The organism is Mesorhizobium hunchu (assembly GCF_040081975.1).
Lineage (GTDB): Bacteria > Pseudomonadota > Alphaproteobacteria > Rhizobiales > Rhizobiaceae > Mesorhizobium > Mesorhizobium hunchu.
This window is the reverse complement of sequence record NZ_JBEBMG010000005.1, coordinates 22,827-36,284: the sequence shown is the minus strand read 5'-3', so window position 1 is coordinate 36,284 and position 13,458 is coordinate 22,827. Positions and strand designations below refer to the sequence as shown.

The 13,458-nt window shown below is 64.2% G+C and carries 11 protein-coding genes; 6 read left to right on the top strand and 5 right to left on the bottom strand.

What is annotated here, in order from left to right:
* The first annotated feature begins 105 nt into the window (after positions 1 to 105).
* The 4 genes from ABMA46_RS10600 (at position 106) to ABMA46_RS10585 (ending at position 4,730) form a co-directional block, all read left to right on the top strand.
* Positions 106 to 1,041 (top strand): lysylphosphatidylglycerol synthase transmembrane domain-containing protein, encoded by a 936-nt coding sequence (locus tag ABMA46_RS10600; RefSeq protein WP_348999318.1) that lies wholly within the window; start codon positions 106 to 108, stop codon positions 1,039 to 1,041.
* Between the two features lie 70 nt (positions 1,042 to 1,111).
* Positions 1,112 to 2,644 (top strand): acyl-CoA carboxylase subunit beta, encoded by a 1,533-nt coding sequence (locus tag ABMA46_RS10595; protein ID WP_348999317.1) that lies wholly within the window; start codon positions 1,112 to 1,114, stop codon positions 2,642 to 2,644.
* 155 nt (positions 2,645 to 2,799) lie between these two features.
* Positions 2,800 to 4,197: a class II fumarate hydratase gene (gene fumC / locus ABMA46_RS10590; RefSeq protein WP_348999316.1), complete on the top strand. Its 1,398-nt coding sequence runs from the start codon at positions 2,800 to 2,802 to the stop codon at positions 4,195 to 4,197.
* 113 nt (positions 4,198 to 4,310) lie between these two features.
* A complete protein-coding gene (locus ABMA46_RS10585; RefSeq protein ID WP_348999315.1) occupies positions 4,311 to 4,730 on the top strand; it encodes a DoxX family protein in 420 nt (139 codons plus the stop codon).
* A 49-nt stretch (positions 4,731 to 4,779) separates the two neighbouring features.
* Here ABMA46_RS10585 and ppx read toward each other — a convergent pair whose 3' ends face one another.
* Both ppx and ABMA46_RS10575 read right to left on the bottom strand, forming a co-directional pair.
* Positions 4,780 to 6,312 (bottom strand): exopolyphosphatase, encoded by a 1,533-nt coding sequence (gene ppx, locus ABMA46_RS10580; RefSeq protein WP_348999314.1) that lies wholly within the window; start codon positions 6,310 to 6,312, stop codon positions 4,780 to 4,782.
* Entirely contained in the window at positions 6,312 to 8,510 is a 2,199-nt protein-coding gene (locus ABMA46_RS10575) for an RNA degradosome polyphosphate kinase (RefSeq protein WP_348999313.1), read from the bottom strand. The genes ppx and ABMA46_RS10575 overlap by 1 nt, the downstream gene beginning before the upstream one ends.
* A gap of 148 nt (positions 8,511 to 8,658) precedes the next feature.
* Between ABMA46_RS10575 and ABMA46_RS10570 the strand changes: the two genes are divergently transcribed.
* Together ABMA46_RS10570 and ABMA46_RS10565 are read left to right on the top strand one after the other, a co-directional pair.
* The gene (locus ABMA46_RS10570; protein WP_348999312.1) at positions 8,659 to 8,907 is read left to right on the top strand and encodes a zinc-finger domain-containing protein; all 249 of its coding nucleotides are present in this window, start codon (positions 8,659 to 8,661) and stop codon (positions 8,905 to 8,907) included.
* Positions 8,908 to 8,919: 12 nt separating this feature from the next.
* Positions 8,920 to 10,191, top strand: a complete 1,272-nt coding sequence (locus tag ABMA46_RS10565) for an FAD-dependent monooxygenase (protein WP_348999311.1) — start codon at positions 8,920 to 8,922, stop codon at positions 10,189 to 10,191.
* A gap of 58 nt (positions 10,192 to 10,249) precedes the next feature.
* On the opposite strand, the gene ABMA46_RS10560 is transcribed toward ABMA46_RS10565, so the two are convergent.
* Genes ABMA46_RS10560 through ABMA46_RS10550 form a run of 3 tightly spaced genes read right to left on the bottom strand, consistent with a single transcriptional unit; the run spans position 10,250 to position 13,417 of the window.
* Positions 10,250 to 11,053 (bottom strand): amino acid ABC transporter ATP-binding protein, encoded by an 804-nt coding sequence (locus ABMA46_RS10560; RefSeq protein WP_348999310.1) that lies wholly within the window; start codon positions 11,051 to 11,053, stop codon positions 10,250 to 10,252.
* Positions 11,054 to 11,068: 15 nt separating this feature from the next.
* Positions 11,069 to 12,229, bottom strand: a complete 1,161-nt coding sequence (locus ABMA46_RS10555) for an amino acid ABC transporter permease (RefSeq protein ID WP_348999309.1) — start codon at positions 12,227 to 12,229, stop codon at positions 11,069 to 11,071.
* A 3-nt stretch (positions 12,230 to 12,232) separates the two neighbouring features.
* Positions 12,233 to 13,417 carry an amino acid ABC transporter permease gene (locus tag ABMA46_RS10550; RefSeq protein ID WP_348999308.1) on the bottom strand — a complete coding sequence of 395 codons (1,185 nt, stop codon included), beginning with the start codon at positions 13,415 to 13,417 and terminating at the stop codon, positions 12,233 to 12,235.
* Between the last annotated feature and the right edge of the window lie 41 nt (positions 13,418 to 13,458).

Genomic DNA, 13,458 nt, shown 5'->3' with positions numbered 1-13,458 from the left:
TTGAACAGCCGGCATCGATGAGGCATGTCTGAAGCCGGGGCAGGAAGTACGGCGCAGCGCGCCACGCGAACGGGGGTGACGGCGGGTCATGACGGCAACGGGTGGATGAAAAAGGTCGGACGGTATTTCTGGCCTGTCGTGGGACTTTCAGCGGTCGCCTTCTCGCTCTGGCTGCTCTACGGCGAACTGCGCGGCGTCTCCCTCGACGATGTATGGGACGGACTTACCGCGATTCCGGGGCGCCACTGGACGGCATCGGCGCTGTGCGCGCTCGCCGCCTATGCGGCGCTTGCCGGATACGATCACATAGCTCTGCTTCACATCGGCAAGCGGGTCTCCTGGCTTTTCGTGACGCTCTGCTCCTTCACCACCTATGCGTTGTCGCATAACATTGGCGGGTCGGTATTGTCGGGCGCCGTCGTGCGCTACCGCGCCTACAGCACGCGCGGCCTGACCGGCCAGGAAATCGGCGTGCTCGTGGCGGTCTGCTCGATCACCTTCACGCTGTCGGCGATGCTGATCGGCGGCGTCGTGCTCGTGCTGATACCGGAAATCCTCGGCCGGTTTTCCGATATCGGCTACGCCCAGTTCTCGACCGGCACCGGCATCGCCCTGCTTGCGATCATCTGCGCCTATGTGTTCGGAAGCTGGCTGCACCTGCGGCCGTTCAGGCTCGGCGCCTTGCAGGTGCATTATCCGCGCCTGCCGATCGTGGCGCGGCAGTTCGTCATCGGCCCGATGGAGATCCTCGCCACGGCCGGCATCATCTACTTCGCCCTGCCGGAGGCGGGAAATCCGGGCTATCTCGTGGTGCTCGGCGTCTTCCTGGTCTCGTTCTCGCTCGCTCAACTCTCCCACGCGCCCGGCGGACTCGGCGTGCTCGAAGTGGTTTTCCTTGCGGGGCTCTCGGACATGGATCCGGCGGGCGTACTTGCCGCGCTTCTGGTGTACCGGCTGCTTTTCCTGATCATTCCGCTGCTGATCGGCCTTGCGATCGTCCTTGTGTTCGAGCGCTCGCAGTTCGCCATGAAGCGGGATTGACGACTTTGGTGCTGCTTGCGTCCCCGGCAGCCTGTGGATACGACAACGGAACCCGCCCGGAGGACCCCACATGAAAAACGTGCTGCAGGAACTCGAACGCCGCCGCGAAATCGCCCGGGCCGGCGGCGGGCCGGCGCGCGTCGAGGCACAGCACAGGAAAGGCAAGCTGACGGCGCGCGAGCGCATCGAGATATTCCTCGACGAGGGTTCCTTCGAGGAATTCGACATGTTCGTCGAGCATCGCTCGACCGATTTCGGCATGGAGAAGACCAAGTTCGCCGGCGACGGCGTCGTCACCGGCTGGGGCACGGTGAACGGGCGGCCGGTCTATCTCTTCGCCAAGGATTTCACCGTGTTCGGCGGCTCGCTCTCGGAAGCGCACGCCGAAAAGGTGATGAAGGTGCAGGATATGGCGCTGCGCAACCGCGCGCCGATCATCGGCCTCTACGACGCCGGCGGCGCGCGCATCCAGGAAGGCGTGGCCGCGCTCGGCGGCTATGCCGAGATTTTCCAGCGCAACGTGCTGGCGTCGGGCGTCATCCCTCAGATCTCGCTCATCATGGGGCCGTGCGCGGGCGGCGACGTTTATTCGCCGGCCATGACCGACTTCATCTTCATGGTGCGCGACACCTCCTACATGTTCGTCACCGGACCGGACGTAGTGAAGACCGTGACCAATGAGACCGTGACCGCGGAGGAACTCGGCGGCGCGTCGGTCCACACGACGAAATCCTCGATCGCCGACGGCGCCTATGACAACGACGTCGAGGCGCTGTTGCAGATGCGGCGGCTGGTCGACCTGCTGCCGGCCTCCAACACGGCCGACCTTCCCGAAATCGAGTGCTATCAATCCGTGACGGAGCACGATCTGTCGCTCGACCGGCTGGTCCCCGAAAACGCCAATAAGCCTTACGATATCAAGGAGTTGATCCTCAAAATCTGCGACGAGGCGGATTTTTTCGAGATCCAGTCTTCCTTCGCGAAGAACATCGTCACCGGGCTCGGCCGCGTCGAAGGCCGCACCGTCGGCTTCGTCGCCAACCAGCCGATGGTGCTGGCGGGCGTTCTGGATTCCGACGCTAGCCGCAAGGCCGCGCGCTTCGTGCGCTTCTGCGACTGCTTCAACATCCCGCTCGTCACCTTCGTCGATGTGCCGGGATTCCTGCCGGGCACCGCGCAGGAATATGGCGGGCTCATCAAGCATGGCGCCAAGCTGCTGTTCGCCTATGCCGAGGCGACCGTGCCAAAGGTGACTGTGATCACCCGAAAGGCGTTCGGCGGCGCCTATGACGTGATGGCGTCGAAGCACCTGCGCGGCGACATGAACTACGCCTGGCCGACCGCGCAGATCGCGGTGATGGGCGCCAAGGGCGCGGTCGAGATCATCTACCGCAAGGACATCGGCGATGCGGAAAAGATCGCTGGGCATACCGCGCGCTACGAGGATCGGTTCCTGTCGCCCTTCGTCGCCGCCGAGCGGGGCTATGTCGACGAGGTGATCATGCCGCATTCGACCCGCCGCCGCGTGGCGCGGGCGCTCAGGATGCTACGCAACAAGGACCTGTCGAACCCTTGGAAGAAGCACGACAACATTCCGTTGTGAGCGTCCCGCCCAACGTGGACGATGCACAGCGCGCGGCGCGGCCATCAGCCGCCTCGACCTGAACCGATTTGCACCGCCCGTCCCCACAATCTTCGCTTGAAGCCTCTTGTGCAACGCGATAGGCCGTGGCCGATCAAAGACTTGGAGCCATGGCCGTGAGCGAGAAGAACACCAGAACCGAAACCGATACGTTCGGCCCGATCGAAGTGCCTTCGGATCGCTACTGGGGCGCGCAGGCGCAGCGCTCGCTCGGCAATTTCAAGATCGGCTGGGAAAAGCAGCCCGCTTCCATCGTGCGGGCGCTCGGCATCGTCAAGCGCGCGGCGGCCGAGACCAACATGGAACTGGGCAGGCTCGATCCGGCGCTCGGCAAAGCCGTCGTTCAGGCCGCGCAGGAAGTCATCGACGGCAAGCTGGACGACCATTTCCCGCTCGTCGTCTGGCAGACGGGCTCCGGCACGCAATCCAACATGAACGCCAACGAGGTCATCTCCAACCGGGCGATCGAACTGCTCGGCGGAGTGATGGGATCGAAGAAGCCGGTCCATCCCAACGACCACGTCAACATGAGCCAGTCGTCGAACGACACCTATCCGACGGCCATGCACATCGCCTGCGCCGAGCGCATCGTGCACGACCTGCTGCCGGCGCTGAAGCACCTGCACAAGGCGCTGGACGACAAGGCCAGGGCCTTCGACCATATCGTCAAGATCGGCCGCACCCACACGCAGGACGCCACCCCCCTCACCCTTGGCCAGGAATTCTCCGGCTATGCCGCGCAGGTCACCTCGTCGATCAAGCGCATCGAACTGACGCTGCCCGGCTTGCAGGAACTGGCGCAGGGCGGAACTGCGGTCGGTACCGGCCTCAATGCGCCCGTCGGTTTCGCCGAGAAGGTGGCCGAGCATATCGCATCGATCACCGGCATCGCCTTCACCTCGGCGCCGAACAAGTTCGAGGCGCTGGCCGCGCACGATTCCATGGTGTTCTCGCACGGCGCCATCAACGCGACCGCCGCCGCGCTCTTCAAGATCGCCAACGATATCCGCTTCCTCGGCTCCGGCCCGCGCTCGGGCCTCGGCGAACTGGCGCTGCCGGAGAACGAGCCCGGCTCCTCGATCATGCCGGGCAAGGTCAACCCGACCCAGTGCGAGGCGATGACGCAGGTGTGCGTGCAGGTGTTCGGCAACAATGCCGCGCTGACCTTTGCGGGCAGCCAGGGCCATTTCGAGCTCAACGTCTACAATCCCGTCATGGCCTACAATTTCCTGCAGTCGGTGAAGCTGCTCGCCGACGCCTCGGTGTCCTTCACAGACAATTGCGTGATCGGCATCGTCGCGCGGGAAGACAATATCGAGGCCGCTCTGAAACGCTCCCTTATGCTGGTGACGGCGCTGGCGCCGACGATCGGCTACGACAACGCCGCCAAGATCGCCAAGACGGCGCACAAGAACGGCACCACGTTGCGCGAGGAGGCCGTCGGCGGCGGCTATGTCAGCGAAGAGGATTTCGACCGGCTGGTGCGGCCTGAGGACATGACGCATCCGGGCTGACGGCACCATGCCCGGCGCATTAGTGAACAATGCGTTGCCGAAACAGTATCTATGGTGAACAATCAGCTTGGTCTACTGGGAGGGCACATAATCACCTTCCGGAGACCAAGCTCATGTCGAACATTTCCGTCACGTCCACGGCCGCCGCTTCCGGCAACTCGCCGGTGATCCTCGTCGCCCGTATCCTCATCTCGATCCTGTTCATCCTTGCCGGCTTCGGCAAGCTCACCGCCATTTCCGCCACCGCCGGCTGGTTCGGCTCCATCGGCTTGCCCATGCCGACGGTCACGACTGTCGTCGTCGGTCTGGTGGAACTGCTCGGCGGCATCTCGGTGCTGGTCGGCTTCCAGACGCGGATTGCGGCCATCGTGCTTGCGGTTTTCACGCTCGTGGCCACGGCCGTCGCCCATCTCGATTTCTCGCAGGCCGGCAACGCGCTGATGCTGCAGAAGAATCTTGGTATCACCGGCGGCCTGCTGCTGCTCGCCGTTCTGGGCGCCGGCGCCTATTCGATCGACGGCCGCAAGGGCTGATCCGATCTCTTTCCGATCTGGAGAAGGCGCGGATCGCTCCGCGCCTTTTTCATTTCGCCGAAACGCTCGGGCCGCCTTCGACAGACAGGAACAGCTTGCGGCCGGACACTTTCGCAAGTTGGGCCAGTCGCCCGGCCGGCCGCTCGCCGTAGAGACCGGCGAGGTCGGCCGGAATGACCAGCGCCAGTGCGCCGTCGCCGCGTTCCTCCCAGCGCAGGCGCGGCATCACGCCGGGCATGGCGGCTGTCAGCAGGTAGACGACGCGCATCATCGCTGCCAGCGCCCTCGCCCGTTCCAGATAGCGCGGCGTCGCCAGCCCCCTGATCTCGGGAGAGGCTTCGTTGAACACGCCCTCGTGCCGGAACAGGTTCGTCAGGGCCAGATAGGCGCGGCCGGGATGATCGACGCCGATGAACGAGGCATGCGCGATGATGTTGAGCGATTGCGTGCCCCGGTATTCGGGATGCGCGCGCCAGCCGATATCGGCCAGCAGGCAGGCCGCCTGCCTGTAGCGTGCCTCGTCCGCCGTCTCCTCGATGCCGAAGGCCGCAAAGGTCTTGCCGGTCCACTCGACCAGTTCCTGCGCATGATCGAAGGAGCGGGAGCGCAGCCGCGCCAGTTCCTCGGCTGCCGAGATGAGCGGGTCGATCCTGCGGGCTTCCTCGTCGAGCAATGAATATAGAAACCCCTCGCGCACGCCGAGCGCCGAAACAATGATCTTCGACGGCTGCATGGCCGCAATGATCTCCAGCAGGACCACCGCGCCCCACGGCAGCAGCGAGCGGCGGTTCTTCGAGACGCCCTCGATGCCCTTGACCTTTTCGACCTCGCCCTTGGCGATCCGCTTCAGGAAGGCTTTGGCCTCATCGATGCCGATCTGGTAGTCATGCATGACCCCCAGCGGATAGTTCGTCATCTCCATGTGCAGGCGCGCGACGTTTCGCCAGGTGCCGCCCACTGCGTAGAAAGGCCTGTTCCCGCCACCCTTCAGAAGCGACGCGCCGGCCAGCGCGTCCTTGGCGATGCGAGCGGCTTCGGCCAGGGAGCCCTTCGCCATGTCCTGCAATCTGAGTCCGCCGAGGGGCAGCGTGATGCCCTCGCCGATCGTCTCGCCGTCGACGTCGACCAGTTCCAGGCTGCCGCCGCCGAGATCTCCGGCGATGCCGTTGGCGGGATGGAAACCGGAGATGACGCCGAGCGCGGAATAGCGGGCTTCCTCCTTGCCCGAGAGCACCTTGATCTCGGTGCCGAGAACTTCTTCGGCCCTGTGGATGAAATCGGGGCCGTTCTCCGCCTCGCGTGCGGCTGCGGTGGCAAGAACGTACATTTCGGACGCCCTTGCCTGTTCCGACAGGCTGCGGAAGCGCCTGAACTCGTCCATCGAGCGCGTCACGGCTTCTGGATCGAGCCTGCCCGTCGAAACGATGCCGCGGCCGAGACCGGCCAGCATCTTCTCGTTGAACAGGATCGTCGGCGAGCGCGCCAGCCCCTCGTAGATGACCAGGCGGATGGAGTTCGACCCGATGTCGATGATCGAAAGCGGCCGCCTGTCCTGCAGGCGGCCCTGCGAGCCGGCCAGCATCAGGCGGGGGTCTCGGACTTCTTGCGACGCTTGAACTGGGCGATGCGCTTGGGCGCATGCGATTTCAACGCGTCACCCCGTCCCGACAGGCTCGGATTGGTCATGAAATATTCCTGCGCGTTGAAGGCTTCCTCGCCCTCGTCCGGCCCCATGCGCCGCGAGGTGCCGTCAGCCAGTACCTCGAAACTTTGCTGATTGTCCATGATGTTGCCGAGCATGATCTGGCCGAGCACCTGCTCGTGCACGGTCGGGTTGGTGATCGGCACCATAGCCTCGACGCGCCGGTCGAGGTTGCGCGGCATCAGGTCGGCCGAGCTGATATAGACGATCGCCTCGTCGGACGGCAGGCCGTGGCCGTTGCCGAAGCAATAGATGCGGCTGTGCTCCAGGAAGCGGCCGACGATCGACTTCACCCTTATGTTTTCCGACAGGCCCGGCACCTGTGGCCTGAGGCAACAGATGCCGCGCACCACCAGGTCGATCTCGACCCCTGCGCGGCTCGCATCGTAGAGGGCGTCGATGATGATGGGATCGACCAGCGCGTTCATCTTCATCCAGATCCGCGCCGGATGGCCGTTCCGGGCATGCTCGATCTCATCGCCGATGTGGCCGAGAATGCGGCTGCGCAGCGTGTAGGGCGAAAGCGCGATGCACATTTCCCCGGTCGGCTCGGCGTAGCCGGTGATGAAATTGAAGATCTGCGCAACGTCGCGGGCGATGTGCGGGTCGGTGGTGAAGAAGGACAGGTCCGTATAGATGCGCGCGGTGATCGGGTGATAGTTGCCGGTGCCGAGATGCACGTAGTTGCGCAGCCGGTTGTCCTCTCGGCGGACCACCAGCGACATCTTGGCGTGGGTCTTCAGCTCCAGAAAGCCGAACACCACCTGCACGCCGGCGCGCTCCAGGTCGCGCGCCCAGCGGATATTCGCCTCCTCGTCGAAGCGGGCCTTCAGCTCGACCAGCGCCGTGACCGACTTGCCGGCCTCGGCGGCGTCGATCAGCGCTCGCACGATCGGGCTATCGTTGGAGGTGCGGTAGAGCGTCTGCTTGATCGCCACGACCTCGGGGTCCATCGCCGCCTGGCGCAGGAACTGCACCACCACGTCGAAGGACTCGTAAGGATGGTGGACGACGATGTCCTTCTCGCGGATGGCGGCGAAGCAGTCGCCGCCATGCTCGCGGATGCGCTCGGGAAAACGCGGATTGTAGGGTGGGAATTTCAGGTCGTCGCGCGCCACCGAGACGATCTCCGAAATCTGGCTCAGCGCCAGCGGCCCGTTCAGCACGCTGACACGGCTGCCGCCGACGCCGAGTTCGCCCGCGACGAACTCCCGCAACTCCTCCGGCATGCCGGCATCGAATTCGATGCGGATCACCGAACCGCGGCGGCGGCGTTTCAGCGCCGTCTCGAACAGCCGCACGAGGTCCTCCGATTCCTCCTCCACCTCGATATCGCTGTCGCGGATGATGCGGAACGTGCCCGAGCCCCGCACCTCGTAACCGGGAAACAGCTTGCCGATATAGAGGCCGACCGTTTCCTCCAGCGGAATGAAGCGCACGCGCCCCTTGCGGTCCGGCAGGCGGATGAAGCGCCTGAGCGCCGGCGGCAGGCGCAGCAGCGCGCTCATCTGCTCGCCGTTCTTGCGGTGGCGCAGTTGCAGGGCGATCGAAAAGCCCAGGTTCGGAATGAACGGGAACGGGTGCGCCGGGTCGATCGACAGCGGCGTGAGCACCGGAAACACCTGGTCCTGGAAGTGATCTTCCAGCCAGCCTTTCTCGTCCTTGGTCAGATCGCCGCCGCCGATGCTTTCGATGCCCTCGGCATCCAGCAGTTTCATCAGCGACGACAGGCTCTTCTGCTGGTCTTCCTGGAGACGCTCGACCTCGCGGAGCAATTGTTCGAGCTGCTGATCGGGCGTGCGGCCGTCGGGGCTCTTGAGCACGATCCCCTGCCGAACCTGCCCCGCCAGGCCGGCGACCCGGACCATGAAGAACTCGTCGAGATTGGCCGCCGATATGGACAGGAAGCGGACTCGCTCGAGCAGAGGATGGCGCTCGTTCTGCGCCTCTTCCAGAACACGCCGGTTGAACTGGAGCCACGAGAATTCGCGATTGACGAACCGGTCCGGATTGCCACCGTCGGCACCCGCGGCATCCTGGGGGCTAAATTCGGCCTGGACCGGCTTCAATTCGTTCATGATCCGCTCTCTATACAGATTGCGCCGCTTATCCGGCTCAATTTATCCACTGACAGGCTTTTGCAACAGTTTCATTTCAATCGCCTTGCAAAGTGGACGGTTATGCTACAAACGCACCCTATCGAAGCGTTGGAGACGGGAGACGGCGATGGCCGGCGGTTCCATTCCTCATTTCCAGAACGATGCCGGGCACCGGATGATCGAGATCGGCGTCAGGGAGTTCATGTGCGTGGGCGCCAATCCGCCCTTCGATCATCCGCACATCTTCATCGACATGGGCGACGAGGACGAGGCGGTATGTTCCTATTGCTCGACGCTCTATCGCTATTCGCCTTCGCTGAAGGCGGGCGAGACCAACCCTCCCGGCTGCACCTACGCCGACCAGGCCGCCGCCTGACCCCGCTTCGCTATGGCTGATGCCGGACCGCCGGGCGTCATCGTCGCCGGCGCGGGCATTGCCGGGCTGACGACGGCGCTGGCTTTTGCATCAAAGGGCCAGCGGGTGCGTGTTTTCGAACAGGCCGCGCGGCTGGAAGAGGTCGGCGCGGGGCTGCAGCTTTCCCCCAACGCAACCCGGATTCTTTCGCGGCTGGGCGTTCTGGGCCGGATCCTGCCCCATGCCGTCCAGCCGGCGGCCGTGCTTCTCAAGGATGCTGTCAGCCTGCGACTTCTCGCCCGCATCCCCCTCGGCGAAATCGCAGAGGACCGCTGGAAGGCGCCCTATCTCGTCGTTCACCGCGCCGATCTGCAAAGGGCGCTGCTGGCGGCGGTCGCGGAGACGCCGGGCATCGAAATCGTGACCGCCGCCGCCGTCACCGATTTTCAGGCCGGTCCGGACGGGCCGGCGATCACCATGACGACCGCGGAAGGCGTGCGGCACGAGCGCGGCGCTCTGATCGTCGGCGCGGACGGGGTGTGGTCGCGCCTGCGGTCCTGGTGCGGCGGAGCCGAAAGCCGGTTCGCGGGCGAGATCGCCTGGCGCACGACGATCGAGCGGGCAAGCACCGCAGGGTTCGCTTTCGACGCCCTCACCTCCAGTGACTGCGTCACGACGTTCCTGAACCCGGCATTCCATCTCGTCGCCTATCCGGTCAGGGCGGGCGCCGCTGTCAATCTCGTCGCCTTCACCAAAGGAGGGATTGCCAAAGGCGGCAAGGCCAAGGGAGACGGGGCCAAGGGAGACGGTGCCAAGGGGGACGGCACCGCGCGCGACTGGGCAGCGAGGGCGGACTCAGCCGAACTCCTGGATCATCTGCAAGGTGCGGACAGGATGCTGCTCGACATCGTGAAGCAGGCCGGCCCCTGGACGGCCTGGCCACTGCATACGGTCAATGCCGCCAGCGGATGGTTCCGTCCCGACGGTCTCGTCCTCGTCGGCGACGCCGCCCACGCCATGACGCCCTTCGCCGCCCAGGGCGCAGCGATGGCGATCGAGGACGCGGCGACATTGGCCGATTGCATCGTACCGGGCGACAGTAGCGGGGAATCGGACCTTTCGGGGTGTCTGCAACGGTGGGAACGGCTGCGCAAGCCGCGCGTCACAAAGGTCGCCCGCCGCGGTGCGCTGAACCATCTCGCCTGGCACGCGGCCGGTCCGGTCGCGCTGGCGCGCAACTTCCTGCTCAGGCATCGATCGCCTCAGAAACTCGCGGCCGATCTAGACTGGCTGTACGGAGACTAGGCAATAGGCAGTCGGTTTCTCCGGCTTATCGACTGCCGAATTCCGACTGCCGCTCTCGTCAATGCAGTATCTGCGACAGAAACAGCTTGGTCCGCTCATGGCGCGGATGGTCGAAGAACTCGGCCGGCGTGTTCTGCTCGACGATCTGGCCGGCGTCCATGAAGATGACGCGGTTGGCGACCTTGCGGGCAAAACCCATCTCGTGGGTGACGCACAGCATGGTCATGCCTTCCTCGGCCAACCCCACCATCGTCTCCAGCACTTCCTTGATCATCTCGGGATCGAGCGCCGAGGTCGGCTCGTCGAACAGCATGATGCGCGGGTTCATGCACAGCGAGCGCGCGATCGCCACGCGCTGCTGCTGGCCGCCGGAAAGCTGGCCGGGATATTTGTTCGCCTGCTCGGGAATCTTGACGCGCTCCAGGAAGTGCATGGCGGTTTCCTCCGCCTGCTTCTTCGGGATCTTGCGCACCCAGATCGGCGCGAGCGTGCAGTTCTCCAGGATCGTCAGATGCGGGAACAGGTTGAAGTGCTGGAACACCATGCCGACCTCGCGGCGCACCTCGTCGATCTTCTTCAGATCGTTGGTCAGTTCCTTGCCGTCGACGATGATCTTGCCCTTCTGGTGCTCTTCCAGCCGGTTGATGCAGCGGATCATGGTCGACTTGCCCGAACCCGACGGCCCGCAGATGACGATGCGCTCGCCGCGCATGACCTTCAGATTGATGTCCTTCAGCACGTGGAACTCGCCGTACCATTTGTGCATGCCGATGATCTCGACCGCCACGTCGGTGTCGGAGATGTGCATCCTGTTCCTGTCGACCGCGATTTCGTCGGCCTTGACTGCGTTTTCGATGGCCATCTGGCGGTTCCTTTTCTAGCGCTTGTGGCCGGTGTCGAGCCGGCGCTCCATGTATTGCGAGTATCGTGACATGCCGAAGCAGAACACCCAGAATATGGCGGCGGCGAAGACATAGCCGGTCTTGGCCGTCTGCGGCGTTGCCCATGTCGGATCGCCGGAGATGTTCTGCTTCACGACACCCAGAAGATCGAACATCGAGATGATCAGCACCAGCGTAGTGTCCTTGAACATGCCGATGAAGGTGTTGACGATGCCGGGAATGACCAGCTTGAGCGCCTGCGGCATGACGATGAAGCCCATCTTCTGCCAGTAGGTCAGCCCGAGCGAGTCCGCGCCCTCGTACTGCCCCTTCGGAATGGCCTGCAGGCCGCCGCGAACGACCTCGGCCATGTAGGCGGAGGCGAACAGCGCCACGCCGATCAGCGCCCTCAGGAGCTTGTTGAAGCTCATGCCCGGCGGCACGAACAGCGGCAGCATGAAGCTCGCCATGAACAGCACCGTCACCAAAGGCACGCCGCGCACCGCCTCGATGAAGATCACCGAGAGCAGCTTGACGATCGGCATCTTCGAGCGGCGCCCGAGCGCCAGCAGGATGCCCAGCGGCAGCGAGACGACGATGCCGACATAGGAGATGACGAGCGTCACCATCAAGCCGCCCCACAGAGGCGTCTCGACGAACCGCAGACCGAACCAGCCGCCCACCAGCAGGAAGAAAGCCACGAACGGGAAGACCGCGAAGAAAAGGATCGCGTTCAGCCGCTTGAACGGCGCGCGCGGAATGAGCAGCGGCGCCAGCAGGGCGATGAAGATCAACCCCGTCAGGATGACCCGCCAGCGCTGGTCCACGGGATAGCGCCCGAACATGAACTGCCCGAAGCGGCCGCTGACGAAGGGCCAGCAGGCGCCCGACCAGCCGGCCGGCAACTGGCCGCCCTGCTCCGTGGTCAGGCAGGCAGTGCGGTCCGCGCCGGTCCATACCGCGCCGAAGAACAGCCAGTTCAGGATCTGCGGCAGCGCCCATGCGATCAAAAGCAGGGCAAAGATGGTGAGGACCGAATCCACGGGCGTCGCGAACAGGTTCCTGCGCATCCATGCGCCCGGCCCCACCTGTGAACGCGGCGCCGCCTCGGCCAGCGCCATTTCGGTCCGTACCCAGGCCATATCATGTTCCTGCATGGCCTATCGCTCCTTCAACGCCATCTTGGTGTTGAACCAGTTCATCAACAGCGACGTCAGGACGCTGATGCCGAGATAGACGACCATGAAGACGACGACGACTTCGATGGCCTGTCCCGTCTGGTTCAGGATCGTTCCGCCGATGGCGTAGAGGTCCGGATAGCCTATCGCCACCGCGAGCGATGAGTTCTTGGTCAGGTTGAGATACTGGCTGGTCAGCGGCGGGATGATGATGCGCATGGCCTGCGGGATGATGACCAGCCGCAATCCGAGGCCGGAACGGAGCCCGAGCGCGGAATACGCCTCCGTCTGCCCTTTCGGAACGCCGATGATGCCGGCGCGCACGATTTCGGCGATGAAGGACGCCGTGTAGAACGATAGCGCCAGATAAAGCGACAGGAACTCCGGCTTGACGTTCAGCCCGCCGGTCAGATTGAAGGTTCCCTTCTTCGGCAGGTCGAAGCTCAGCGGGAAGCCGGTCAGCATGAAGGCGAGCAGAGGCAATCCAACGATCAGCGCGACAGATGTCCAGAATACCGGGAACTGCTGTCCTGTCGCCATCTGCCTGGCGCGCGCCCGGCGCGCGACATACCAGGAAAGCGCGACCCCGAGCACCAGGCCCGCCAGCACCAGCCACGAACCCTCGCCCCAGACGAAGCGCGGAAAATAAAAGCCGCGATTGTTGAGATAGGAGCCGAACGGCAGCGAATAGCTGTCACGCACGTTCGGCAGCAGCGCCAGCACGCCCTGATACCAGAACAGGATCACCAGCAGCGGCGGAATGTTGCGGAAAATCTCGATGTAGACGGTCGCCAGCTTGCGGATCAGCCAGTTCTTCGACAGCCGCCCGATGCCGACCAGGAAGCCGACGATCGTCGCCGTTATGATGCCGGCGACCGCGACGATGATCGTGTTGAGAACGCCGACGACCAGCGCGTCCCCGTACGAGGAGTCGGAACTGTAGTCGATCAGCGTATTGGAGATGTCGAAGCCGGCGCGGCCCCTCAGGAAGCCGAAGCCGGTGGCGATGTGGGAGCGGTGCAGGTTCTCGATCGTATTGCCGACGATCCACCAGAGGCCCAGTGCCAGGGCCGCCATGAGAACCACCTGAAAGAAGATTCCGCGAACTTTCGGATCGTAGATCAGCGACGCCCGGGCGGGCTCTTCGCGGATGATGTCTTGTGCCACAGGGTTCCCCTTCCCATGACGCGCCCCTGCGACCTGATGTT